At 66.4% G+C, this 26,229-nt stretch carries 18 protein-coding genes; 9 read left to right on the top strand and 9 right to left on the bottom strand.

Translation table 11 applies throughout. From position 1 onward, the window contains the following. Positions 1-192 precede the first annotated feature (192 nt). The gene (locus QIY60_RS07895) at positions 193-1,146 is read left to right on the top strand and encodes a glycosyl hydrolase family 18 protein (protein ID WP_283145851.1); all 954 of its coding nucleotides are present in this window, start codon (positions 193-195) and stop codon (positions 1,144-1,146) included. A 63-nt stretch (positions 1,147-1,209) separates the two neighbouring features. On the opposite strand, the gene QIY60_RS07890 is transcribed toward QIY60_RS07895, so the two are convergent. From QIY60_RS07890 to QIY60_RS07875, 4 genes are read right to left on the bottom strand one after another with little or no spacing between them, the layout of a single operon-like run. Further along, the gene (locus tag QIY60_RS07890) at positions 1,210-1,983 is read right to left on the bottom strand and encodes a succinate dehydrogenase/fumarate reductase iron-sulfur subunit (RefSeq protein WP_283141759.1); all 774 of its coding nucleotides are present in this window, start codon (positions 1,981-1,983) and stop codon (positions 1,210-1,212) included. Continuing rightward, positions 1,980-3,908 carry a fumarate reductase/succinate dehydrogenase flavoprotein subunit gene (locus QIY60_RS07885; protein ID WP_283141758.1) on the bottom strand — a complete coding sequence of 643 codons (1,929 nt, stop codon included), beginning with the start codon at positions 3,906-3,908 and terminating at the stop codon, positions 1,980-1,982. The genes QIY60_RS07890 and QIY60_RS07885 overlap by 4 nt, the downstream gene beginning before the upstream one ends. Next, positions 3,908-4,726, bottom strand: a complete 819-nt coding sequence (locus QIY60_RS07880) for a hypothetical protein (RefSeq protein ID WP_283141757.1) — start codon at positions 4,724-4,726, stop codon at positions 3,908-3,910. Before QIY60_RS07880 ends, QIY60_RS07885 begins: the two co-directional genes overlap by 1 nt. A gap of 21 nt (positions 4,727-4,747) precedes the next feature. Beyond that, entirely contained in the window at positions 4,748-5,035 is a 288-nt protein-coding gene (locus tag QIY60_RS07875; RefSeq protein ID WP_283141756.1) for a hypothetical protein, read from the bottom strand. Between the two features lie 311 nt (positions 5,036-5,346). On the opposite strand from QIY60_RS07875, the gene QIY60_RS07870 reads away from it, so the two are divergent. The 7 genes from QIY60_RS07870 to QIY60_RS07840 all read left to right on the top strand — a co-directional run bounded on the left by QIY60_RS07870 (position 5,347) and on the right by QIY60_RS07840 (position 16,376). Further along, the gene (locus tag QIY60_RS07870; RefSeq protein ID WP_283141755.1) at positions 5,347-7,845 is read left to right on the top strand and encodes an ABC transporter family substrate-binding protein; all 2,499 of its coding nucleotides are present in this window, start codon (positions 5,347-5,349) and stop codon (positions 7,843-7,845) included. A 318-nt stretch (positions 7,846-8,163) separates the two neighbouring features. Then, positions 8,164-10,065 carry a translational GTPase TypA gene (typA, locus tag QIY60_RS07865; protein ID WP_283141754.1) on the top strand — a complete coding sequence of 634 codons (1,902 nt, stop codon included), beginning with the start codon at positions 8,164-8,166 and terminating at the stop codon, positions 10,063-10,065. 455 nt (positions 10,066-10,520) lie between these two features. Then, positions 10,521-12,155, top strand: a complete 1,635-nt coding sequence (locus QIY60_RS07860) for an ABC transporter substrate-binding protein (RefSeq protein WP_283141753.1) — start codon at positions 10,521-10,523, stop codon at positions 12,153-12,155. A 140-nt stretch (positions 12,156-12,295) separates the two neighbouring features. Further along, positions 12,296-13,225, top strand: a complete 930-nt coding sequence (locus tag QIY60_RS07855; RefSeq protein ID WP_283141752.1) for an ABC transporter permease — start codon at positions 12,296-12,298, stop codon at positions 13,223-13,225. Further along, positions 13,218-14,156, top strand: coding sequence for an ABC transporter permease (locus QIY60_RS07850; protein ID WP_283141751.1), 939 nt, complete (start codon positions 13,218-13,220; stop codon positions 14,154-14,156). Before QIY60_RS07855 ends, QIY60_RS07850 begins: the two co-directional genes overlap by 8 nt. 14 nt (positions 14,157-14,170) lie before the next feature. Beyond that, positions 14,171-15,229, top strand: a complete 1,059-nt coding sequence (locus QIY60_RS07845; RefSeq protein WP_283141750.1) for an ABC transporter ATP-binding protein — start codon at positions 14,171-14,173, stop codon at positions 15,227-15,229. Next, positions 15,222-16,376 carry a dipeptide ABC transporter ATP-binding protein gene (locus QIY60_RS07840; RefSeq protein ID WP_283141749.1) on the top strand — a complete coding sequence of 385 codons (1,155 nt, stop codon included), beginning with the start codon at positions 15,222-15,224 and terminating at the stop codon, positions 16,374-16,376. The genes QIY60_RS07845 and QIY60_RS07840 overlap by 8 nt, the downstream gene beginning before the upstream one ends. A gap of 80 nt (positions 16,377-16,456) precedes the next feature. On the opposite strand, the gene QIY60_RS07835 is transcribed toward QIY60_RS07840, so the two are convergent. From QIY60_RS07835 to QIY60_RS07815, 5 genes are all read right to left on the bottom strand, one after another. Beyond that, positions 16,457-17,206 carry an N-acetyltransferase gene (locus tag QIY60_RS07835; RefSeq protein WP_283141748.1) on the bottom strand — a complete coding sequence of 250 codons (750 nt, stop codon included), beginning with the start codon at positions 17,204-17,206 and terminating at the stop codon, positions 16,457-16,459. A 126-nt stretch (positions 17,207-17,332) separates the two neighbouring features. Then, entirely contained in the window at positions 17,333-19,144 is a 1,812-nt protein-coding gene (locus QIY60_RS07830) for an ABC transporter ATP-binding protein (protein ID WP_283141747.1), read from the bottom strand. Between the two features lie 17 nt (positions 19,145-19,161). Next, positions 19,162-19,761: a GNAT family protein gene (locus tag QIY60_RS07825; protein WP_283141746.1), complete on the bottom strand. Its 600-nt coding sequence runs from the start codon at positions 19,759-19,761 to the stop codon at positions 19,162-19,164. Positions 19,762-19,799: 38 nt separating this feature from the next. After that, a complete protein-coding gene (locus QIY60_RS07820; protein ID WP_283141745.1) occupies positions 19,800-21,116 on the bottom strand; it encodes a lanthionine synthetase C family protein in 1,317 nt (438 codons plus the stop codon). Then, a complete protein-coding gene (locus QIY60_RS07815; protein WP_283141744.1) occupies positions 21,106-24,234 on the bottom strand; it encodes a lantibiotic dehydratase in 3,129 nt (1,042 codons plus the stop codon). Before QIY60_RS07815 ends, QIY60_RS07820 begins: the two co-directional genes overlap by 11 nt. 1,051 nt (positions 24,235-25,285) lie before the next feature. Here QIY60_RS07815 and QIY60_RS07810 point away from each other — a divergent pair. Further along, positions 25,286-26,197: a GNAT family N-acetyltransferase gene (locus tag QIY60_RS07810; protein WP_283141743.1), complete on the top strand. Its 912-nt coding sequence runs from the start codon at positions 25,286-25,288 to the stop codon at positions 26,195-26,197. Positions 26,198-26,229: the final 32 nt, after the last annotated feature.

Raw genomic sequence — 26,229 nt, 5'->3', positions numbered from 1 at the left:
CGGACCGGGGAATCCGTGCCCCGCTCGTTAGGCAGCAGGCCACCGGGAGGTCATACTTCCACGGCACACTGACAGTCAGGGGTACTCGTGCGGACAGCAATATCGGCCGGAGTGGACGGCGTGCGCCGGTGGTTCAGGCGCCCGGCGCGGACGTGGGTGCGGCGTGCCGTGCTGGCGGCCGTGCTCCTGGTGATGGCGCCCATGGTGGTCGGCGCGGTGGCGCTGCGCAGCAGCTACGCGGGCGACCCCGGCGACGGCACCAGGACGCGCGGCCGGGACGCCATCTGGCTCGGCCACGCCTGGGTCGACGGCCGCAAGGGCGAGAGCGACCTGGACGCCTTCGCCGCGCGCGTACGGGAGACGGGGATACACGACCTGTACGTCCACGCCGGACCCCTGGAGCACGACGGGACGCTGCCCGCGGCCCGCTACCCCAAGGCGCGCTGGCTGGTCGACGGCGTGCACCGCAGGCTGCCCGGCGTGCGCGTGCAGGCCTGGCTCGGCGACAAGCTCGCCACCGAGGGCCCCAAGGGGCTGCGCCTCGAGCGCCCGGCCACCCGGGCCGCGATGGTGGACTCGTCCCGCCAGGTGCTGGCGGGCGGCGGGTTCGACGGCGTCCACTTCGACCTGGAGCCGATGCCCTCGGGCAACCGTCACTTCCTCGAACTGCTCGACGCGGTGCGGCCGATGACGCGCGCGCACAACGCGACGCTGTCGGTCGCCGCGCACCAGATCGACCCGGTGCCCAAGCTGCACTCGGCCGCCGGCAAGATCGCCGGGCACCCCAAGTGGTGGTCGCAGGCGTACTTCGGGCAGGTGGCCAAGCGCGTCGACCAGATCGCCGTCATGTCGTACGACACCTCGATGCCGCTGGAAAGCCTGTACGGCGGTTATGTCGCCCAGCAGGCCTCGCTGGCGCTCGAAGTGACGCCCAAGGACACCGATCTGCTGATGGGGCTGCCGTTCTTCCAGACGGAGACCATGGGCCACCACGCCTCGGCCGAGACGGTCAAGGCGGCCGTGCGCGGCGTGCGCCTCGGCCTGGGCCGCACCGACCGCCACCGCGAGCACTTCGGCGTGGCGCTCTACGTCGACTTCACCGCGCGCGACCGGGACTGGGCCGCGTACGACAAGGACTGGAACTGAGGCACGGCCATACGGCGGCGGGGCCCGGCATCCACTGATGCCGGGCCCCGTCCCGTATGGTCCCTAACTCCCGGACCGGCGGCCGATCTTGTTGCCGAGCCAGACCAGCGGGTCGTACTTGCGGTCCACCGCCCGCTCCTTGAGCGGGATCAGCGCATTGTCGGTGATCTTGATGTGTTCGGGGCAGACCTCCGTGCAGCACTTGGTGATGTTGCAGTAGCCGAGGCCGTGCTCGTCCTGGGCGGTGCGCTTGCGGTCCAGGCCGGTCTCGTCCGCCGCGTCCAGCGGGTGCATGTCCAGCTCCGCGATGCGCATCAGGAAGCGCGGGCCCGCGAAGGCGCCCTTGTTCTCCTCGTGGTCGCGCACCACATGGCAGGTGTCCTGGCACAGGAAGCACTCGATGCACTTGCGGAACTCCTGCGAGCGCTCCACGTCGACCTGCTGCATCCGGTACTCGCCCGCCGCGACCCCCTTCGGGGGAACGAAGGCGGGAACTTCCCGCGCCTTCTGGTAGTTGAAGGTGACGTCGGTCACCAGGTCGCGGACGACCGGGAACGCCCGCAGCGGGGTGACCGTGATCGTCTCCTCGCGCGTGAAGACCGACATCCGGGTCATGCACAGGAGCCGGGGCCGCCCGTTGATCTCCGCCGAGCACGAACCGCACTTGCCCGCCTTGCAGTTCCAGCGCACGGCCAGGTCCGGGACCTGGGTCGCCTGGAGCCGGTGGATGATGTCGAGGACCACCTCGCCCTCGTTCACCTCCACCGTGAAGTCCTCCAGGGCGCCGCCGCCGGTGTCGCCCCGCCAGACCCGGAAGCTCGCGTCATACGTGGTCACTCGTAGAGCTCCTCTTCGGCGAGGTACTTGACCAGCTCCTCCTTCTCGAAGAGGGCGAGCAGGTCGGCACGGATGGGTTCGGTCTCTTCGCGTACGAGCCGGATCTGGCCCCGGACCGGGTCGGTGGCCGCGAGCCCCTCGGTGGGGTCGGCGAGGCGGCACAGCAGGTTCGCCCGCCGCCAGCTCCGGTCCATCGCGGGCCAGTCCTCGCGGGTGTGGCCGCCCCGGCTCTCGGTGCGCTCCAGGGCCGCGCGCGCCACGCACTCGCTGACCAGGAGCATGTTCCGCAGGTCGAGGGCGAGGTGCCAGCCCGGGTTGAACTGGCGGTGCCCCTCCACCCCGGCCCGCCGGGCCCGTACGCGCAGCTCGGCCAGTTTCTCCAGGGCCTGCCGCATCTCCGCGTCCCGGCGGATGATGCCGACGAGGTCGTTCATGGCCTGCTGGAGCTCCTGGTGGAGCGTGTACGGGTTCTCCGGCGCCGCGCCTTCCTGGGGCTCGGCGCTGAACGGCCGCAGCGCCTCCGCCGCCGCCAGGTCCACCTGCGCCTCGTCGACGGCCGGGCGGGCGCCCGCCAGGGCCGAGGCGTACTCGGCGGCGTGCAGCCCCGCGCGGCGGCCGAAGACCAGCAGGTCGGAGAGGGAGTTGCCGCCGAGGCGGTTGGAGCCGTGCATCCCGCCGGCCACCTCGCCCGCGGCGAACAGACCGGGCACCCCGCGCGCGGCCGCGGTGTCCGACTCCACGGCGATGCCGCCCATCACGTAGTGGCAGGTCGGGCCGACCTCCATCGGCTCGGCCGTGATGTCGACGTCCGCCAGCTCCTTGAACTGGTGGTGCATGGAGGGCAGCCGGCGCCGGATGACCTCGGCGGGCATCCGGGTCGACACATCGAGGAAGACGCCGCCGTGCGGGGAGCCGCGGCCCGCCTTCACCTCGGAGTTGATGGCGCGGGCGACCTCGTCGCGGGGGAGGAGCTCGGGCGGGCGGCGGTTGTGGTCCGGGTCCTCGTACCAGCGGTCGCCCTCCTCCTCGGACTCCGCGTACTTCTCCTTGAAGACGTCCGGCACGTAGTCGAACATGAAGCGCTTGCCGTCGGAGTTGCGCAGCACGCCGCCGTCGCCGCGGACCGACTCGGTGACGAGGATGCCCTTGACCGAGGGCGGCCAGACCATGCCGGTCGGGTGGAACTGCACGAACTCCATGTTCAGCAGCGGGGCCCCGGCGAGCAGCGCGAGCGCGTGGCCGTCGCCGGTGTACTCCCACGAGTTCGACGTCACCTTGAAGGACTTGCCGATGCCGCCGGTCGCCAGGACCACGGCCGGGGCCTCCAGGACGAAGAACCGGCCGGACTCGCGCTCGTAGCAGAACGCGCCCGACACCCGGTCGTCTTCTTTGAGCACGCGGGTGACCGTGCACTCCTGGAAGACCTTCAGCCGGGCCTCGTAGTCGCCGAATTCGCGCTTGTCGTCCTGCTGGAGCGAGACGATCTTCTGCTGGAGGGTGCGGATGAGCTCCAGGCCGGTGCGGTCGCCGACGTGGGCGAGGCGCGGGTACTCGTGGCCGCCGAAGTTGCGCTGGGAGATCCGGCCGTCGGCCGTACGGTCGAAGAGGGCGCCCCAGGTCTCCAGCTCCCACACCCGGTCGGGCGCCTCGCGCGCGTGGAGCTCGGCCATCCGCCACTGGTTGAGGAACTTGCCGCCGCGCATGGTGTCGCGGAAGTGGACCTGCCAGTTGTCGCCGGAGTTCACATTGCCCATGGAGGCGGCGATGCCGCCCTCGGCCATCACCGTGTGCGCCTTGCCGAAGAGGGACTTGCAGATCACCGCGGTACGGGCGCCCTGCTCCCGGGCCTCGATGGCGGCCCGCAGGCCCGCACCGCCCGCGCCCACCACGACCACGTCCCACTGCTGCCGTTCGAGCTGCGTCATCAGAAGAACCTCGGATCGTCGAACGCCCCGGTGGCGAGGAAGTACACGTACAGGTCGGCCAGCGAGACACTGATCAACGAGGCCCAGGCGAGCAGCATGTGATGGCGGTTCAGCTGTCCGGCCCAGCCCCACAGCCGGTAGCGCACCGGGTGCTTGGAGAAGTGCCGCAGCTTGCCGCCGACGATGTGCCGGCAGGAGTGGCAGGAGAGGGTGTACGCCCAGATCAGCACGATGTTGACGGTGAAGATCAGAGTGCCGAGGCCCATGTGGCCCCACCGGTAGTGCTCGTCGCGGTAGGCGAGCACCGCGTCGTACGTGAGGAACGCGGCGACCGGCAGCGCGAAGTAGAACGTGTACCGGTGGATGTTCTGGATGACGAGCGGGAAGCGGGTCTCCCCCGAGTACTTCTTGTGCGGCTCGGCCACCGCGCAGGCGGGCGGCGAGGCCCAGAAGCCCCGGTAGTAGGCCTTGCGGTAGTAGTAGCAGGTGCCGCGGAAGGCGAGCGGGAAGATCAGGATCAGCAGGGCGGGGGAGAGGCCCCACCAGCTGCCGATGAGATCGGCGTTCGGGCCGCCGCGCATCGGGACGCAGTTGTCGGCGACGCACGGCGAGTAGAACGGCGAGACGTACGGAGCGGCGTAGTAGTCGTCGTTCACGAAGGCCCGCCAGGTCGAGTAGACGACGAAGGCGAGCAGTCCGGCGGCGGTCACGGCGGGCGCCAGCCACCAGCGGTCGGTGCGCAGATGGCGGGGCGCGATGGCGGCGCGCGAGGCGTCGTGAACGCCGGTGAGCGGTTGGGGTTCGGTGCCTGTGGCCAACAGTGGCTCCAGTCGCGTGAGTCAGGGGGCGCGCCGGTCGCGGGCGCCCAGACCTTCGTCGTCCGAGTCCGTCCACAGCGAGGCGTCGTACGGCGTGTCCGGGATGGTGACCAGGTCGGGGCGGGCCTCGGCGGTACGGGGAGCGGTCTCGCGCAGCAGCGCGACGCTCTCGCGCAGATGGTCGGTGTCGGTCCGTACCCGCCGGATGTCCAGGCCGCCGTCGCCGACCTGTTTCTCCAGCCGCCCCACCGACCTCACCAGGTCGTCGAGACAGCGCTGAACCGACGTCAACTCGTCGTGCAGGGACATGACGTGCCCTACCTTCCGCAGTGGCGGGCGGTGACCGGTCGTGCCGGAGGGCGACCTCCGGATCCCCCCGAAAGGTCATGCGCCTGAGAGTGTCGCGCGTCACTTGCGTGGTTGTGAAGGTGTGTGCACCGGGTTCCGGGGGCGCGTACCTACGCGTACGCGCCGTCATTGCGCCGCACGGGTGGAATCCGGCCGCCGCCGCGCCGTGTCGCCGCACGGGCGGGGGAGGTGTCCTCTTCAGTAGGTGGGCAATACGTGTGATCATCGCGAAATGCCACCAAGTGAACAAAAACTGACGAAGAGGTACGAACATGCCCCACGTCGGCGTCCAGCGCGGGAGGGCATCCCGGGCGATCCGTATCGTCGCCGCGATCCGCACCGTCGCGTCGCTCCGGTCCGTCGCGCTGCTCACCTCCGGTGTGCTGGCGCTCCCCGCGCTGACCGGCTGCTCCTCGGACGACGACGCGGCCGGCGCGGTCGCGGTCCCCCAGGACATCGGCGCGGCGGCCCGGCCCGAGGTGGCCGACGGGGGCACCCTGCGCTGGGCCGTCGACGCGATGCCCCAGACCCTCAACGTCTTCCAGGCCGACGCCGACGCCGCGACGGCGAGGATCACCGGCGCGGTGCTGCCGTCCCTCTTCACCCTGGACGAGCGCGGCCGGCCGGAGCGCAATCCGGACTATCTGGAGCGCGCGGAGATCGTGCAGCGCGAGCCCAAGCAGGTGGTGCTCTACAAGCTCAACCAGAAGGCGGTGTGGAGCGACGGCAGAGAGGTCGGCGCGCCCGACTTCGTCGCGCAGTGGCGCGCGCTCAGCGGCCGCGACACGGCGTACTGGACCGCGCGCAACGCCGGGTACGAGCGCATCGAGAAGATCGAGAAGGGCGCGAACGACCTGGAGGTCAAGGTCACCTTCGCCAAGCCGTACGCGGACTGGCGCGCCCTGTTCAGCCCGCTCTACCCGAAGGACGTCACCGGGACGCCGGACGCCTTCAACGACGGCGCACGCACCAGGCTGAAAGCCACCGCAGGACCGTTTCTTCTGAAGGCGTCGGACCGCGACAAGGGAACCTTCACGCTGGCCCGCAACCCGCGCTGGTGGGGCCGGCCCAGCAAGCTCGACGAACTGGTCTTCCGGACCGTCCCGCGCGACAAGCGGGTCGCCGCCCTCGCCGACGGCAGCCTGGACGTGGCCGAGATCGACCGGTCCGGCGCCGACCGCATCACCCTGGCCGAGCGCGACAAGGGCGCGGGCCGCGGCAACGACGGCCCGGAGCTCACCCACGGCCCCGGCGCCGCCATCACCCCGGCCGCCGCGCTGCGCTCCTGGGCGATCGCGCACGGCTCCGACGAGGAGCGCGCCGAGACCGAGCAGCGGGCGCGCAAGCAGACCCGCGAGGCCGTCGAGCGGTACGCGGAGGAGCAGGCGGGCCTGGCCGGGCTCGCCATCCGCAAGTCCCTGGAGCCCGCCTACACCCAGCTGGCCCTCAACGGCGGCTCCGGCCCGCTCGCCGACGAGCGGGTGCGCCGGGCGGTGGCCCGGGCCCTCGACCGCCAGGAGCTCGCGGAGATCGTGCTCAAGCCGCTGGGGCTGCCCGCCCGGCCGCCCGGCAGCCATCTGGCGCTGGCGGGCCAGCCGGCGTACGCCGACAACAGCGACGCGCTCGGCGGCCACGACACCCACGAGGCCCAGGCCCTGCTCGCGGACGCGGGCTGGACCCCCGGCGGCGCCCGCCAGAAGCCCGGCACGAGCAAGGCGGGCAGCAAGGCGTCCGGCGCCAACGCGGACGACGACGCCAAGCGGGAGAGCGCGGGCGACGCGGGCGGCTCGAACGACGACGGTACGTACATCGTCGGCGACGACAAGGGCAGGAGGTTCGGGTCCGGCCCGTATTCCTTGGACGGCGCGAAGGTCGGCGAGGGCCCCTATTACGTGGACGGGGAGAAGCCCCGGTCGGGCTCGGGCGCGCGGGACGACCAGGAGGGCGGGGCCGCGAGCGACGACCGGCCCGGCGGCTCCGGTCCGGGCGCCGATACGCATGTGCTCGCCCCGGCCCGGGCCGCGGCCCTCCAGGAGATCGCCCTGATGCGCCAGGCCGACGCGCTGGAGGACGCCGACCACGGCCACAAGGACGAGGCCGGGAAGAGGGGGGACGGGGAGGACGCCCGCAGGACCGAGGCGCAGCGCCAGGGCGGCGCCCCCGGCGCGTACGCCCCCAAGGGCACCGCGGCCCCCGCGGCGGGCGGCCCGCTCGGCAAGGACGGCAAGCCGCTCACGCTGCGCTTCGTGCTCCCCTCGGGCGCGGGCTCCGAGCAGCTGCGGGCGGTGGGCGACCGGATCGCCCAGATGCTGAAGGACGTCGGGATCAGCACCGAGATCACCAAGGTGGCGGACGACAGCTACTTCAAGGACCACATCGCCTCGGGCGACTTCGATCTGGCGCTGTACTCCTGGCCCGGCACCGCCTACCCGGCCACCGACGACCGGCCGGTCTTCGCCAAGCCGGAGCCCGCCTCGGACGGCTCGCTGGTCGTCGAGCAGAACTACACCCGGGTCGGCACCGACCACATCGACCAGCTCTTCGACCAGGCGGCCGGGGAGCTCGACGAGGACGAGGCCCGCGATCTGGTGCGCAAGGCCGACGCCAGGATCTGGGCGGCGGCCGGATCCATCCCCCTCTACCAGCGCCCCCAGCTGGTCGCGGTGAAGCCGAACGTCGCCAATGCCGGAGCATTCGGGTTCGCCGCCCCGCACTTCCAGGACATCGGCTTCAAGAAGGCGGAAAGCGGACCGAAGGGGTCGAAGAAGTAGCGGGAAAGATTGGTGAACGTTCACCGATCGTACGGAGAATTCGCAGGTCAGAACCTCAGAACTGGCTCAAGTCCCTTGCCCGCCGGTCCGCCGGCGGGCAAGGTCGTAGCTGCCCTTGACCCGGCCCCGAGGCTGCCTCCACCAGGGCTTCCTCACCGCTCCTCGCACCCCGCGAAACGATCATAGGTTCGGCCCGGGAGGCCTCCGGCGCGCCAGCCCCGTACCATAGGACTAGCCGTGGCGTGTCCGCGCCCGGCGGGCGGACGAGGCTTCGACCGTCAGACGCCTGATTCCCGATCGAGAGAAGCGCCAGCCAGCATGCCCACGCGCCACGACATCCGCAATGTCGCCATCGTCGCCCACGTCGACCACGGTAAGACGACCATCGTCGACGCCATGCTCAAGCAGGCGGGTGCGTTTGCCGCGCACCAGCACCTCGACGACCGCATGATGGACTCGAACGACCTGGAGCGTGAGAAGGGCATCACGATCCTGGCGAAGAACACCGCCGTGAAGTACCACCCCAAGGACGGCGGGGCCCCGATCACGATCAACATCATCGACACCCCCGGCCACGCCGACTTCGGCGGTGAGGTCGAGCGCGGCCTGTCGATGGTCGACGCCGTCGTCCTGCTCGTCGACGCCTCCGAGGGCCCGCTCCCGCAGACGCGCTTCGTGCTGCGCAAGGCCCTTCAGCAGCGCCTGCCCGTCATCCTCTGCATCAACAAGACGGACCGCCCGGACTCCCGGATCGACGAGGTCGTCAACGAGACGTACGACCTGTTCCTGGACCTGGACGCGGACGAGGACCAGATCGAGTTCCCGATCGTCTACGCCTGCGGCCGCGACGGCATCGCCTCGCTGACCAAGCCGGAGGACGGCACGGTCCCGGCGGATTCCACCAACCTGGAGCCGTTCTTCTCCACCATCCTGGAGCACGTCCCGGCCCCGACGTACGACGACGCGGCGCCGCTCCAGGCCCACGTCACCAACCTCGACGCCGACAACTTCCTCGGCCGCATCGCGCTGCTCCGCGTCGAGCAGGGCGAGCTGCGCAAGGGCCAGACCGTGGCCTGGATCAAGCGCGACGGCACGATCGCGAACGTCCGCATCTCCGAGCTGATGATGACCGAGGCGCTCACCCGCAAGCCGGCCGAGGTGGCGGGCCCCGGTGACATCTGCGCCGTCGCCGGTATCCCCGACATCATGATCGGCGAGACCCTCGCCGACCCGGAGAACCCGATCGCGCTGCCGCTGATCACGGTCGACCAGCCGGCCATCTCCATGACCATCGGCACCAACACCTCGCCGCTCGTCGGCCGCGGTGGCACGGGCAAGGGCGCGGACGCCAAGTCCGCCGTCAAGGACCGCAAGGTCACCGCCCGCCAGGTCAAGGACCGCCTCGACCGCGAGCTCATCGGTAACGTCTCGCTGCGCGTCCTGGACACCGACCGTCCGGACGCCTGGGAGGTCCAGGGCCGTGGTGAGCTCGCGCTCGCCATCCTGGTCGAGCAGATGCGCCGCGAGGGCTTCGAGCTGACCATCGGCAAGCCGCAGGTCGTCACCAAGCAGGTCGACGGCAAGACGCACGAGCCGGTCGAGCGCCTCACCGTCGACGTGCCCGAGGAGCACATGGGCGCCGTCACGCAGCTCATGGGCGTCCGCAAGGGCCGCATGGACAACATGTCGAACCACGGCTCCGGCTGGGTCCGCATGGAGTTCGTCGTCCCGTCCCGCGGCCTCATCGGCTTCCGTACGGAGTTCCTGACCAACACCCGCGGTACGGGCATCGCCCACTCGATCCACGAGGGCCACGAGCCGTGGTTCGGCAACCTGGTGACCCGTAACAACGGCTCCCTGGTCGCCGACCGCGCCGGTGCGGTCACGCCGTTCGCGATGATCAACCTCCAGGAGCGCGGTGTGCTGTTCACCGAGCCCGGCACCGAGGTGTACGAGGGCATGATCGTCGGTGAGAACTCGCGCTCCGACGACATGGACGTGAACATCACCAAGGAGAAGAAGCTCACCAACATGCGTGCGGCTTCGGCGGACAACACCGAGAACGTGGTGCCGCCGCGCAAGCTCTCCCTGGAGCAGTCCCTGGAGTTCTGCCGCGACGACGAGTGCGTCGAGGTGACCCCGGAGGCCGTCCGCATCCGCAAGGTCGTCCTGGACCAGAAGGAGCGCGGCCGCACGGCCTCGCGCGCCAAGCACGGCTGAGCTCAGTCCGGTTGAGCTCCACGGCCCGGCTCCCCGCGATCTTCGCGGGGAGCCGGGCCGTTGTCGTACGGTGGGGTCCGCGCGGGTCCCGCGCACTGCCTTCCGCCGGTCGCGCGGTCAAGTCGTTTTCTCCTACATCCTGTTCGGATATCGAGCGTTGCTCTCCGGAAGATGTGTTAACGGTCCGTTTCGGGCGTGTCTGTCTGTGATCCGTTTGTCCGGATTTCGGACTGTTGGCCTGACCTGATGTTGTCAAAACGAGACCCTTTAAGTGTGGTTTACAGCCCGGCCGTACTTAATAGTTGGCTCCATTGAGCTCGGGTCAATGGGTCACGCACTGTGGGGAGTGCCGACTCACGAGCACACTCGGGGCGCTTGATCGATCGCCGTCAGGGGTGTCGGCGATCTTTTTGTGCCCCTCTTGTTGTGACAAGTGGACTCATGAGGAGGAACCCATGCGTGGTGCCAAGAGCGCCAAGTGGGTCGCGGGTGCGGCGGTCGTCGCCCTGGCTGCGACTGCCTGTGGTGGCGGCGACGGTGACAGCACGGACAACTCGGGCGCTGCGGCCAACCCGGCCGGTGTTTTCAGCTACCAGAGCAGCGAACCCCAGCACCCGATTCAGCCGGCCAACGTGATGGAGACCGGCGGTGGCCGTATCACCGACGTGCTCTTCTCGAAGTTGGTCGACTTCGACCCGAAGACGGGCGCGATCGTCAACGACGTCGCGGACTCGATCAAGCAGGACGACGCCAGCCACTACACCATCAAGGTGAAGCAGGGCCGGACCTTCCACAATGGTGAGAAGGTCACGGCGAAGTCCTTCGTCGACGCCTGGAACTGGGGCGCCAACGCCAAGAACGCGCAGCAGAACGCCTCGTGGTTCTCGGACATCAAGGGCTACGACGAGGTCCACCCGGCGAAGGGTGACCCGAAGGCCGACAAGATGTCCGGTCTGTCCATCGCGGACGACTACACCATCAAGGTCGAGCTCGGCAACCCGGCTCCGTACTGGACCTACAAGCTCGGCTACAGCGCCTACGCGCCGCTGCCGCAGGTCTTCTTCACCAACCCGAAGAAGTACGGCCAGGAGCCCATCGGCAACGGCCCGTACCAGTTCGTGAAGTGGAACCACAACCAGAACTTCCTCACCAAGGCGTACGACAAGTACGCGGGTGCGGACAAGCCGAAGAACGGTGGTGTGGACTTCAAGTTCTACACGACCTCTGAGGCCGCGTATAAGGACACCGTCTCCAACAACCTGGACGTGCTCGACCTGGTCCCCCCGAGCGGCATGGCCACGTACCACCAGGACCTCGGCAAGCGCGCCGTGGACGTCCCGCAGAACTCGATCCAGACCATCGCGGTCGCGGCCTACTCGCCGACGATCAAGGCTGTCAAGGACCGTGCGAAGTTCATGCAGGGCCTGTCGATGGCGATCGACCGGGACACCATCACCAAGACGGTGCTCCAGGGCTCGCGCACCCCGGCCACCGGCTTCGTGCCGCCGGCCGTCAAGGGCTACCTCGCCGACGCCTGTGGCGAGACCTGCAAGTACAACCCGGCCAAGGCCAAGCAGCTCGTGACCGAGGCCGGTGGCGCCAACGCCGCCATCTCCGTCCTCTACAACGCCGACGGCGGCCACAAGGAATGGGTCACGGCGGTCTGCGCCAACATCACCCAGGCCACCGGCGTCAAGTGCGAGAGCGACGCCAAGGCGGACTTCAAGACCGTCCTGGACATCCGCACCGGTGAGAAGGTCCAGAGCTTCTTCCGCTCCGGCTGGGTGCAGGACTACCCGATCAACGCCAACTTCCTCAAGGACCTGTACGGCACCACCGCCGCGGGCAACGAGGGCAAGTACTCCAACAAGACGTTCGACGACCTGTCCGCCAAGGCGGACAAGGCCGCGACGCTGGACGAGTCCGTCAAGCTGTACCAGGACGCCGAGAAGGCCCTGTACGCCGACCTGCCGGCCATCCCGCTCTGGTACTACAAGACGAACTCCGGCTACTCGGCCAACGTCAAGAACGTCACGTACGACACCTTCGGCAAGCCGGTGTTCACCGCTGTCGAGGTCGTGAAGAAGTAGCTACAGGCCGCTAACGGTCGATTCACCCAGGCGTTCCGGCATCGCGTCGGCGCCACACCGTTCGCGCAGGGCAGCCAGCCCGCCCCTCCCGCGAGGAGCGGGGCGGGCCGGCTGTTGCAGCGGCTGACTATGGAGGCTCGATGGGGCGCTACGTCGCGAGGCGACTGCTCCAGATGATCCCGGTGTTCATCGGGACCACTCTGCTCATCTTTCTGATGGTGTACTCACTCCCCGGCGACCCCGTCCGGGCACTGTGGGGCGACAGACCTGCCGACCCGCAGGCGATGGCGCGGCTGCGCCACGAGTACTGGTTCGACAGGCCACTGCTCGCGCAGTACTGGCACTACATCAGCAATGTCATCACCGGGGACTTCGGCACCAGCTTCGTCACCGGCCGTAAGGTGATCGACGTCATGTCGGAGACCTTCCCGGTCACGATCCGGCTGGCGCTGATCGCCTTCACCATCGAGATCGTCGTGGGCATCGTGCTGGGCCTCCTGGCCGGTCTCAACCGCGGCAAGATCGCGGACAAGCTCGTCCTCGTGGTCACCCTGCTGCTGATCTCGATCCCGATCTTCGTTCTGGGCTTCATCTTCCAGACGGTCTTCGCGGACCAACTCGGCTGGGTCACCCCGACCGTTCAGAACTCCGACGACATCACGCAGCTGCTGCTGCCCGGTGTGGTCCTCGGCTCGCTCTCCTTCGCGTACATCGCGCGGCTCAGCCGGACCTCGATCGCAGAGAATCTGCGCGCGGACTACATCCGCACCGCCGTCGCGAAGGGCCTGCCGCGCCGGCGCGTGGTCGGCATCCACCTGATGCGCAACTCGCTGATCCCGGTGGTCACGTTCCTCGGTACGGACCTGGGCGCGCTCATGGGCGGCGCCATCGTCACCGAGGGCATCTTCAACGTGCACGGCATCGGCAACACGCTGTACCGGTCGATCAACCAGTCGGACAACACCACGGTGGTCGGCATCGTGACGATCCTCGTGATCGTCTACCTGCTCTCCAGCCTTGCCGTCGACCTGCTGTACGCCGCTCTGGACCCGAGGATCCGCTATGCCTGAGACCCTCAAGAAGGTTGAGGCCGGGACCGAGACCCCGGTCGTCGCCGCTGCCACCACGGTGTCGGAGAAGCCGCGCAGCCTCTGGTCGGACGCCTGGCGGGATCTGCGCCGCAACCCGTTCTTCATCGTCTCCGCGCTGCTGATCGTCTTCCTGGCGCTGGTCGCGGCCGCTCCGGGGCTCTTCACCTCGGTCGACCCGGACCACGCGGACCTCGCCAAGCACTACCTGGGCGACCCGAACTACGGCCATGTCTTCCGTGAGGACTGGTTCGGTTACGACGTCCAGGGCCGCAGCATCTACTCGCGCGTCCTGTACGGCGCCCGTGCTTCGATCATCGTCGGCGTCTGCGTGACGGTCTTCGTGACGCTCCTGGGCGGCTTCGTCGGGATGCTGGCCGGCTACTTCGGCGGCTGGCTCGACTCGCTGCTGTCCCGTCTGACCGATGTGTTCTTCGGCATCCCGCTGCTGCTCGGCGCGATCGTCATCCTGAACGCCTTCACCAACCGCACCGTCTGGTCCGTGGTGGTGGGCCTGGGCCTCCTTGGCTGGACCCAGCTCGCCCGTGTCATGCGCGGTTCGGTGATCACGGTCAAGCAGGCCGACTACGTCCAGGCCGCCAAGGCCCTGGGCGCCAGCACGAGCCGGATCATGATCCGGCACATCCTGCCGAACGCCGTCGCACCGGTGATCGTCGTCGCGACCATCGCCCTGGGCGGATACATCGCCACCGAGGCGACGCTGTCCTTCCTCGGTATCGGCCTGCCGCCGTCCACCGTCTCGTGGGGCAACGACATTTCCTCGGGCCAGACCGTCATCCGTACGGCTCCGCACGTGCTGTTCTTCCCCAGCGCCATGCTGAGCCTCACGGTGCTCGCCTTCATCATGCTCGGCGACGCGGTGCGCGACGCCCTCGACCCCAAGCTGCGCTGAGGAGGGCGTACGACGTGAGCATCATCGACAAGACCGCAAGCGTTCCGGCGCCCCGCGCCGACGGGGACCACAACGGACCCCTGCTCGAAGTCCGTGACCTGCACGTGGAGTTCCACACCCGCGACGGTGTGGCCAAGGCGGTCAACGGCGTCAACTACAGCGTCAGCGCGGGCGAGACCCTCGCCGTCCTCGGCGAGTCCGGCTCGGGCAAGTCCGTGACCGCGCAGGCGATCATGGGCATCCTCGACATGCCGCCCGGAAGGATCCCGCAGGGCGAGATCCTTTTCCGCGGCGAGGACATGCTGAAGATGACCGCCGAGGAGCGCCGCGCCATCCGCGGCCGGAAGATCGCCATGATCTTCCAGGACGCGCTCTCCGCGCTGAACCCGGTGCTGAGCGTCGGCTACCAGCTCGGCGAGATGTTCCGGGTGCACCAGGGCGCGTCCCGCAAGGAGGCCAAGGCCAAGGCCATCGAGCTGATGGACAAGGTCAAGATCCCTGCGGCCGCCGCGCGGGTCAACGACTACCCTCACCAGTTCTCCGGCGGTATGCGCCAGCGCATCATGATCGCGATGGCGCTCGCCCTGGAGCCCGACCTGATCATCGCGGACGAGCCGACCACCGCGCTCGACGTGACGGTCCAGGCGCAGGTCATGGACCTGCTCGCGGAGCTCCAGCGCGAGTACCACATGGGCCTGATCCTGATCACCCACGACCTCGGCGTGGTCGCCGACGTCGCGGACAAGATCGCCGTGATGTACGCGGGCCGGATCGTGGAGACCGCACCGGTGCACGAGCTCTACAAGCGCCCGGCGCACCCGTACACCCGGGGTCTGCTCGACTCGATCCCGCGCCTGGACCAGAAGGGCCAGGAGCTGTACGCGATCAAGGGTCTGCCGCCCAACCTGCTGAAGATCCCCGGCGGTTGCGCGTTCAACCCGCGCTGCCCGAAGGCGCAGGACATCTGCCGTACCGAGGTGCCGAAGCTCGCTCCGGTCACCGAGCAGGACGGCAGCGACCTGAGCGGCCGCGGCAGCGCCTGCCACTTCTGGAAGGAGACGATCCATGGCTGAGCTGGAGAAGAAGGACGAGGCCGTGGACGCCCCCACCGCGAGCGTCGTCGACGTCGTGAAGAAGGACGCCTCCACGACCACTGAGGTCGAGGCCCTCCTCGACGTCCAGGTCGACCGCGGCGAGCCGATCCTCCAGGTGCGCAACCTGGTCAAGCACTTCCCGCTGACCCAGGGCATCCTCTTCAAGAAGCAGATCGGCGCGGTCAAGGCCGTGGACGGGGTCTCCTTCGACCTCTACCAGGGCGAGACCCTCGGCATCGTCGGCGAGTCCGGCTGCGGCAAGTCCACCGTCGCCAAGCTGCTGATGACGCTGGAGACGGCGACCGCCGGCGAGGTCTTCTACAAGGGCCAGGACATCACCAAGCTGTCCGGGCGCGCGCTGAAGGCCGTCCGCCGCAACATCCAGATGGTGTTCCAGGACCCCTACACGTCCCTGAACCCGCGGATGACGGTCGGCGACATCATCGGCGAGCCCTTCGAGATCCACCCCGAGGTGGCTCCCAAGGGCGACCGGCGCCGCAAGGTCCAGGAGCTCCTGGACGTGGTGGGCCTCAACCCGGAGTACATCAACCGGTACCCGCACCAGTTCTCGGGCGGTCAGCGCCAGCGCATCGGCATCGCCCGCGGCCTCGCGCTCAACCCCGAGATCATCATCTGCGACGAGCCGGTCTCCGCGCTCGACGTGTCGGTCCAGGCGCAGGTCATCAACCTGATGGCGAAGCTCCAGGACGAGTTCAACCTCTCCTACATCTTCATCGCGCACGACCTCTCCATCGTCCGGCACATCTCGGACCGCGTCGGTGTGATGTACCTCGGCAAGATGGCCGAGATCGGCACGGACGAGGAGATCTACGAGCACCCGACGCACCCGTACACCCAGGCGCTGCTCTCGGCCGTGCCGGTGCCGGACCCGGAGGCGCGCGAGCACCGGGAGCGGATCATCCTCACCGGTGACGTCCCCTCGCCCGCCAACCCGCCGTCGGGCTGCCGCTTCCGCACCCGCTGCTGGAAGGCGGAGGAGCGCTGCTCCACCGAGGTCCCACTGTTGGCGGTCCCGGAGCGCTTCCAGGGCCTGGACACCCTGGCGGCTCACGACTCGGCGTGCCACTTCGCCGAGGAGAAGGACGTCGTGGGCGCGGCGCAGTAGCCGCAGTCGACGAGGGTGGGCCCCGACCGGATGTGTCCGGCCGGGGCCCACCCCCTTTCCCTCAGACGGGCCGATCCGCATCAGGTCAGGTTGTGGCGCACCCAGACGTTCGGTTCCACGTAGACGGCGCGGTCGTGGGTGACGCTGCAGTTCACCGGGACGAGTGCGCCCGGCACAACGACGTCACCGTCCTTGTCGAACGGCAGGCCGGTCCAAGTGCGCCATTGAGCCAGCGAGCCGGCGACCACCATGGAGGCCGGAGCGACCTTCTCGATCGTCGCGCCCGCGCGGACGTGGACCCGGAGCCAGGCGTCCTGCGGGAGCGCGTCGGGCCGGGTGAGCTTGATGTACTCGTGCATCGGGGATAGCGGAGCCAGGTGCTTTTCGTTGGGGCGGACCGGTGCCACCAGCGTCTCCATGCCTTGTTTCACCACGGCTTCCCGCATAGCCGTGAGCATTCGGTAGGACAGGCCGCTGCCGAGCCGATCCGGCGCGATCATGATCTCCAAGGCGCTCGCCGTGTTGACCTGCAAGCCCGCCTTCTTGTCGTTGTAGGCCCAGGTCAGAACGCGGTCCCAGCCCCCGTCCGGAAGCTCCTCGCGTTGTGGGACACCAAAACGGAACGGGATGCTCAGTCCGCGCGCGACTGGGGTGCCGTCCTGATCGGTGGCCATCACGCAGAACTCGGGGAAGTCCGCCGCCACTCGGTGGAGCAGAGCGTTGGCCACGGTGTCGCCATCGATGAATGCGGGCCAGGTGTTCTCGATGTCGTAGACGCGCTCGATGAGTTCCGGCCGATCGGCCAGCGTAGTGATGGTCAGGTCTGTCATGACCTTGATCGTTCCACACCAGGGAAGGCCGTAGGGCTGAGCTGTCGCCTGTCAGGCGGGCGGCAGGGGCCGAATCTCCCCGTTCCTCATTCGCGAGCGACGCGCCTCCGTGGGACTCATGACGCTTTACGAAGCGGTCGACGCGGAGGAAGTCGCGCCTATCTGAGTGGCGACCAGTTCCTGATAGGGCCGACAGCGCTCGATGAGCGCGAAATGATCGGCGGCATCGACCACTCGTCCTTGATCCATCAAGACCACATGGTGTGCATGCTGCACTGTCGACAGACGGTGTGCCACCACGATCACTGACCGCGTGATGGCGAGGTCGTCAATGACGGTGCGGAACCGGTGCTCGTTGATGCCGTCGAGCTGACTGGTCGGCTCGTCCAGGACTACTATCTCCGCGTCGGAGAGCAGGACACGAGCCAACGCCAGACGCTGTCGCTGGCCGCCGGAGAGATCGCTCTCGCGCCCGAGTAGGGTGTCAAGACCCTGAGGCAGTGCACGTATACCGTCCGCGAGACCGACCGCGTTAAGTGCTGCGTTGAGTTCGGCGTCCGGTGCCGCTGTGGTCCGGCCCAGCTGAAGGTTCTCCCGCACCGTGGCTTCCACGAGAGTGAAGGCTTGGTCGACATAGGCGATGCGGGCTCGAAGCGCCTGAAGGGGCCAGATGCTGGTGTCGTGGCCCAGGATCGTGACTTTTCCCGAATTCGGTTGGACGAAACGCTCGATGAGCGAGAGGGCCGTGGTCTTTCCCGCACCAGAAGCGCCGACGATGGCGGTGAGCCCCTCCCGCGGGGCGGAGAACGTGACATCGTGCAGCGTTGCCTCGTTGGCTCCGGGATGTGTGTACGACACGTTGTCGAAGACGACCGAAGGCGCACCCGGGGTGGGCAGCGGAGCAGGTAGCTCCGCTGCCTGGTCTGCCTCCGGTGGAAGCGCGAGCAACTGGTCGCAGCGCTCGCGGGCTGCTCGCCCCTCCTGCAGTTTGGTGAACGCGCCAGTCAATGCGGTTGCGGGCGAGAAGGCCTGAAAGAGGTACATCAGAAATGCCCCGAAGGCCGCGATCTCGAGGTTTCCCGAAGCCATGCGGGCTCCGCCGACGAGGATGACGACCACCATGGCGACTTGGTTGCCGAGTGCGATGACCGTGGGAATAAGCGCTTCAAGGCGAGCACCTTTAAGCGAAAGAGCACGCAGTTCCGCGGCGTCCGTATCGAGCGTGTAGGAGACCAGCGTCTCTGCTTGAAATGCTTTGATTGTGGAGAGGGACTCCAGGTTGGACATGACTCTGTGGTTGAGCCCTCCCACAGCAGCTTGCTGGCCGGAGAAGTTGAGCTTCACGCGGTTGAGTACGGCAGTGATCACTCCGAACGCCGCAGCCATGGATGCCAGGGTGACCAGGGTGAGTAGCCAGTCGATCCAGATCATCATCGCCAGGATGGACAGCAGGGTGAGAGTGGCCAGAGGTATCTGTGCGGCGACATCGGTTATGTGGCGCAGCTGAGAGACATCGTAGGTGATGCGGGAGGAGACAGTGCCCGCACCCTCCCGGGTGACGGTCGACAGTGGCAGGCGCAAGGAATGCGCTATCATCCGGCTGCGCAATTTGAAGACGATGAGCTCGCCGGTCCGCGTAAGCATGAAACCGGATGCAGCTTGAGATACCGAGCCGACGACTACCGCGAGGCACATCCACAGGACAGGTGTGGGGGTGGGTCTATCTTCGGTGAATCCAGTGATGATCACTTTTACGCAGAACGGCACAGCCAAAGTCGCGGCGGTCGAGACAAGTGCGAGTAGCAACCCGACAATAAACTGGCCCCAATGCGTGGAAAGTTCAGAGCGGATTCGGATTCTTTTGTCTGCAGGTCGGGTGGCACGGGGCGACTGGAAGAAATGTACCACGCTGATATGTTTCCTCTGGGCTGGCTTCATCAGGCGGCGGATTGGATTCAGCTCTTCGCGACATCGTTCGATGCCGCATACGGGATGGTCGGTGTCAGGCCGAGATCGTGCGGCAACAGAGAGACCAGCCAAGCGTCACGCCGAATTCCGTCCTGGAGCGTGCGCCCGCGCAACGTTCCCTCCATCTGGAATCCAGTCTTCAGAACCAAAGCGAGCGAGGCCTCATTTCCGACTTCACCGACGCCCTCCAAGCGATCCAGCTTCAAATCGGTGAAGGCCCATCGTGCTATCTCACGGAGGGCCTCTGTGGCGTAGCCCTTGCCCCTATGCTCCTTGGCGACCCAACAGCCCAGATACGCGAAGTCCTCACTGCGGCCCACGGTGTCGATGCCGAAGACGCCGAAGCAGCCGACCAATGAGCCGGAATCTTTTGCGTACGCACCGAATATGTAGTGTCTGTCCGCGCTCCAGCCACCCGCACAGGTGGACTCGACGAACTCGCGGGCCTGAGCCAGGTTCCCGGGTTCGGGTACAACAGTCCATCTCCTGATGGCCGGGTCTGACCATGCCGTGACGATGGCGTCGAGATCGCTCATCCGCACGGGGTGAATGTCGAGGTTGCGAGTGGTGAGTGTGACGGCATCCACGGTGGTGACTCCTGCATTAGTTGCGATGTATTAGGGCGTCAGGAGACGAGAAGCGCCGCGCCCCAGGTGTTTGCGCTATCCGTACCATGTGAGTAGGAATCGAGGGCGAGGGCTATGCCTGCTGCCCCCTCGAGCAAGCCTGGGTAGTCCGCGCCTTCAGGGTGGTTGACCACCGGGGCGCGAAATCCGAAGGGGAAGTCACCCTTGAACTCATCCAGGATGGTGCCGCATACCTCGGCCCTCAACTCATCTATACCTGGCACGGTGTGATCCTCTTGGAACAGGCCCAACAGGTGGAGAGCGCCGGCCCAGCCATGGCAGAGGCTTGCATCGGTTATCTGCCAGGAAGCGCGCGGCGTTTGGACGCATGAGGCTATGGCGCCTTGGGCAAGTTGTCGCCAGTCGTTGCGATCGAAGTGACGGGCGGCAAGCTGCAATGCCCTGGCGACTCCGGGGAGGCCATAACACCAAGATGCCCGGCTCCGATTCGCCGTGACAATGCCGGTATCCCATTGTCTGCGGGAAAGATATCCGGGCCAGAACACACCGTATTCGTCGTGGAGGGCCCGCTCGCTGTAGACACTCACGATTCTCTCGGCCGCTTCGTGTTGCCCTGGAACATCGAGGCCCTCTTTGTAGGCAAGGGAGAGTAGGGACAGCGGCCCCGCGATTCCGTGAGCAAGCCCGAGATTCAGATGCCCGTGATTTAGGAGGTCTGGATCTGTCGAGTAATATTCCGGCGTTGAAGGCGACCAAAACCCCGGGTTGATCGAGGCCATTCCATCTGCCATAACAACCAGGCAGTCAAGGACTCTCCGTAGGTCTTCCTCAAAGCGTTCCGGCCTGAGCAGCATATATCTGCCTGCACCGGCCAGGCCACTGATTGCGTCGTAGCGGCTGACTTCTCCGGTAGGCTCAGCGGCGATCCATTCGCACATGGCCTTTGTTCGGGCCACGATCTCGCGGTTGAGTGTTTCCAAGGCTTTCTCATAACCACCGTGTGTTACTTGTCGACCTGTCTCCAATGAGAACGCGAGCCCGCAGAGATCGTCGAGCAAACCCAAGTCCGCTGCCTCTTTGTTCATCAGTGCCTCGACAGATCGCTGCAAATACTGGTGCCCGATGGCCGCATTGGCAGGATCTTCGCCCACGCGATTCAGGAAGAGCAGTGCGATCCCTGGGTAGCCGCGGGCGAGAGAGGAAGCTGTCCACACGAGGCTGACCGATGACGGATCGCCAGCTAGTTTGGTTAGGCTGAGCACATCATCTGGGGAGGCCAACCGCTCGGCTATCTGGGTGGCCAGCTTGCCAGCAGATTCCTTTCGATGAGCCAGTCCCGACGGTTCAAACACCATTTCGGGCCCGATCCAGATGGAGCCTGGCCACATGCCCCAGAAGCGTGAGGCTCCTCCGCTCGCTCTCACGGTCCGCGCCTATGAGCCGGTTGTGTTGCATGTGAAGCAGACTGTTGAGTGCCACGTCTCGTCGTCCTGTCCGGGCCGCTGTCATGGGCCCCTCGCAAAGAAGTGCCCCTAGTTCCCTAACCTCTGCTTGCTGGGTCCAGAGCCCGTGTATTCCGACGATTCCTGTTGCCTCTTCCAGGAGTGCTGCGGCGCGTCCGGGAACGGCAATTTCTGCTGCTGCCCGGATGACGTCCCTTGTTACGGACCGCCCAGTCGCCTTCGGGAACGTGGCCCCTGCCCAGGAGGCCCACTCCCAGGGACCGAGGGAGTCCAGTAGGGCCGCGTAGTTGGCGACCATGAGGACGGGCTGGCCTAGCCTGCCGTTGAGCTCAGCGGCACGAGCCAGTTCGGCGAGGACGATCTGGCTGTCCACGCAGAACACCGACTCGGTCAGCCGCAGCGCTTCCGTACCCCCATATCTGCCCACTTCTGGTTCGTATTCACAGTGCGAAAAGCCGCGCGACAATCCCCTGTCGCGGAGTGTGGCCAGGAAGTCGGTCAGACACTCCCACACAGTCGCCCGTAGTTCCCTCGACTTGGTTCGGAGGCGAAGCCGTATGTGCGGCTCAGGGGAAAAGTAACGCATGAAGAACCATCCGGTGACATTCTGGTCCACGGCCTGGATGAACCGATTAAGTTCACGGATTAGGTCATCATGCGCTTCCGGTACTGCGGAAATCTGCAGGTAGATCCACTCGCTATCGAGAGAGTGGACAATCTGCTCCGACATGACGGTGTCGACAATTTTCGTAATTGGCGTATGCTTTTCTCTGAAATTCCCGAAGAGCGGAAAGATGATCTCGTTGCTCCGGCCGTCTGACCACCCGTAGGATCCGCCGAAATTCCTCGGATCCTCACTGATGGTTACCGCAGTCTTCGCCATGTCACGACGTAGGATCTCGCGATGGAATCGGTCACGCAGGTCGAGTTCGTAGACCTTGTCCTGGACCGATATCCTCACCTGATCGGATACATTCAGATCACGCCGCCAATTCGCTATGCAGTGCTCCCAGTCAAATGAATTATTGGCGGAAGCGATCAAGGCTTGACTGGGGCGCCAGGAGAGAGGTGAGGCTATTACCTTTCCGACCCGCACGCGGGGCAGAACGGGATGGAATCGGTACCTTCCCCAATTCCACGGCTGCCAGATTCTCCGCTCCGCCGTGTATCGGATTTCATGGAGGAATCGAGCGAGATTGGGTGCCTCTGTCTCGAGTGTGAGGAGATGAGGAGCCACGGGATGGATTTCCTCTCCCGTCTTGCTCCAGACAACGCGCAAGCCTCGATCGTCTGCCAGGACCAGCAGGTCGCGCCAATCTATGCTTTTCCGGGCGTCGTGTGGAAAGTGACCGATCGGTATCTCGAACGGCAGGACGCCCGGCACCTGGGCGACGTTCAGCATGCGTGGAGTCCGGGGCTGGAAGGTCACCGCCGCCGGGATTCCGAAGCCTTCACTCCGGTCGACCGAGCGGGCCACTTCATCGGTGATCCCGAGCATGTGCGCGAACCGCCCCATGGCTGCGCCGGCTGTCGGAGACCCGACCAGGGGCGAGGCCAGAAGTTGAAAATCACCCGCGTCAATTCGCTCAGTGCTACTTGCCAGCAGTTGGAAACAGAGTTCAAGTGAATGGGGGGGGACAGTCTGAGGATCTTCTTCGGCAAGCATGTCGATAAGGCTCTTATCGACAATGAGTTCACGTTCAGAACTCACAGTGGCTTGATGGAAAACCTCTCCCATCAGCAGCAGCCGTCTGTCCTCATCTCTGCCGCTGGTGCTCCGCTCGTGCAAAGCCAGGCGGGCGCTGTGACTCACCCTCGGATTCAGATAACCGCGCGGGAAGCCGAGCCCGGAGTGTGCATCAATGAGTTCGGGAAGTCGCACGGTACGACCGGTACCATATTTCTCGACAAACGCTTCGTAGTACTCATGTAGTGAGGAGTATGCTTGCTCCAATGGTGAAATTCTCCACAGTGCAGTCGCATACGATTCAACCTCTCGCACGACCGCCTGCGGAAGTGTGATTTCGGCGTGGGCTCTCAGGTCGACCTGGGCTGTGGTATGAAATCGCTGAGGGACTACCGAACGGCCGGACGTTTCCAGATCCTCCCATGCGGGAGTCCCTCCTCCGACTTCCTGTTCAGCATATTCGTCCAGTGCGCGCTGGACCTCTCGGAGGCTTGTGCCGAGTGGGGAGGAGTCGGCAAGTGACTTGATCGCCACCCGGATGAAGTCTGAATCGATCGATGCATGGGGCAATGAGGTCAGAAGTATCTCGCTATGGATGAGATCAGAAAGCAGCGCATCGATCTTCTCTTCGTCCGCGTGTGGGAATGTTTCCAGGATGCCCCTGAGAAGGTTCGCGTATCGGACAGGGTTTCGGGCCTCTTTTCGCACGAAGGCGATCACTGCAGTATTTCGGACCGATAGTTCGTTTCCAGTTTTCCTGGCTTTTCCGATGCGTTCCTCTTCCGCGGCCTCGGTGACGTAGGGAAGAACGAGTCTCGTTCCGCGAGTGAAACAGAGATCGTTCATGACAACCTCGGTCTCGTGGCGAACTTCCGTATGGCGCAGCAGCGTTTTTCTCAGCTCATTGCACCATCCCGAGTCGGGCCGGACCAGCTTCGTACCCACGCCCGGGAAGGAGGCTTGGGCGGTCTGCCCTATGGACGCTCGTGCTACGCCGGCGTTTAGTCCAAAGGGGGTGGGCCTGCCTGTTATCCGCAGCGCGTAGCGTGTGAGCGAGACCGCCGCGCTGAGGAGCCTGCGCGGGCTGATCTCCCCGCCGCTGCTGATCTTCTTGATGGTTGAGGACAAGTGGCGGCTGGAGACCGCGAGGGCCTCCCGAATGACCGGATCTTGCGACAGGACATTGATATAGTCAATTATTTCGCTCGACGGAATGTCATCAGAGTCGTAGCGAAGGGCCGCGTCGGCAAGCGCAGCCCTGGGCCGTGAGGCGACTCTCACGAGGATCGGCTCAGTGCCGCGGAAGCTTCTGGTCGGCTCCAATGGGATCTCCTCACATGCGTCTGTCAACGGAACGGCTAGAGGTAGTCGTCCTACGGGAAGATGTAGGACGACTACCTGGTCACCTGCTAGTGCTGATTAGGCGCAGCACACCGGTCGGGCCTCGTCGGGCATGAACCCCCGGCTACCCGAAGTGGCAATACAAGGAGTGCAGTTCACGTTCGTGAACCCACCTTCGGGGTCCTGGAACCCAGGCGTACCGGTGGGGCTGATGGTGATGTCCAAGTCAAAATCTGAGAGGTCGACATCGACGGAAAGGGTGGCAGTCGCCATGATGGAATATCCTTCTCTGTGGAATTCGCAGCGGCAGAGAGTCGCTGCCCTGTCTTTGGGCAGTCACGCCCACCTGGCTGGGTGAGCCGACAGGTCTGAGCCGGGTTCTCGCATACCTGCGCAGTAGCGCTTCGGACACAGTCGCTCCTGCTTCCGCTGTTGAAAGCGGCCAGGGAGGGATCCCGAAAGGGGTTATTTCAGTGTGAGGCTGGCTGGGAGAGCGCGTTATCCGGGTCTGAGACTCGGATTTTAGAATCCAAATCAACGGCATCGTAGAGAGGTAGGCGTGACCGTGATGAGGGGCGGCTGGGCTGTTTGCTAGTGTAGTCCAGATGAAATCCCGAGGATCGGGGTTTCATGTTGCAAGTCGATTGACTTCCGAATTCCTTTGCGCGTTTCCTCGCTGCCGTGAAGCTTGCAGTCAATCCGGAATGAGGGGCTCGTGTACTGGAAACTTGTAAGTGTTCTGGCCGTTGATGAGGACGGTAGTCGAGTGGCGACGGCATGGCATCATTTCGTTCGAAGATTGAGCTAGATTTGAGGTTGGCTGCCTAGGTGATTTGGCTGGTTGTTGACTTGACTCGAGTGAATATCCATCTTCGTGGAATTGTGGATTTTCTTATTCCGCGCCAGTGATTGCGCTAGCGGGACCAGAACCCGCTCCTGTACGCCTAGACGGGCTGTCGTTTGTCGCTGCAGGCGCCGCGGTACGCATGTAATTCCTTTGCGGCGCGGGCGACTTGGGCCCGACAGTGGCCGGATGGACAACGGGACCGGGGTAAGGGCCGCCACGACCGACGACGCGGAGGCGGTCTGCGCGCTGCTGAACGCCGTCGACGAGTACGAGATCGGGGCGGCCGAGACCGCGCTGAACGAGGTCGAGGAGGACCTGGCGAAGGCGCGGGACGCGTGGGTGGCCGTCGAGGACGGGCGCACCGTGGCGTACGCGGCGATCCTCGACGCGGGCGCGGACGGCGGCGTCGACATCGACCACTACGTACTGCCCGACCGCCAGGACGCGGGGATCCGCCTGCTCGACCTGGCCGAGGCGCGCTCGCGCGAGCTCGCCGCCGAGACGGGCGCGGACCACGCGGTGGTCCACCTCCACCTCAACGCGACCCCCACCATCGACACCGCGCTGCTCACCGGACGCGGCTGGCGCACGGTGCGCCGCTACAACGTCCTGACCCGCCCGATCTCCCCCGAGGCCGACCCGGTCCCCGAGCCGCCCGCCGGGGTGCGGCTGCGCCCCTGCGCGGACGAGGCCGACCGCCGGGCCGCGCACCGCCTCCACCAGGAGACGTTCGCCCACCACTTCGACTTCCGCCCGCAGGGCTACGAGGAGTGGCTGCGGCAGGTCGCCCCCGACTGGCCGCTGGTGTGGATCGCGTCCGTCGACGGCGCCGGCGACGCGGCGGTCCTGATCACCCGCGACGATCGCGAGGGCATGGGCTGGATCCGCACGCTGGGCGTCCGCGAGCAGTCCCGGGGCCGCGGCCTGGCCAGCCACCTGCTGCGCCACGCCTTCGCCGTATACGCACTCCGCGGCCGCGACACGATCGGCCTGGGCGTCGACACGGAGAACGTCACGGGGGCGCTGCGGCTGTACGAGTCGCACGGCATGGGCGTGCACTACGCGGTGGACACGTGGGAGGTGCGGCTGGCGGTATGAGGCCGCACGGCTCATTCCGTGCGCCCATACGG

This window comes from Streptomyces sp. BPTC-684 (assembly GCF_030028635.1).
GTDB classification, from domain to species: domain Bacteria; phylum Actinomycetota; class Actinomycetes; order Streptomycetales; family Streptomycetaceae; genus Streptomyces; species Streptomyces noboritoensis.
The sequence above is the reverse complement of the archived record's forward strand: the minus strand, read 5'-3'. Positions and strand labels throughout refer to the sequence as shown.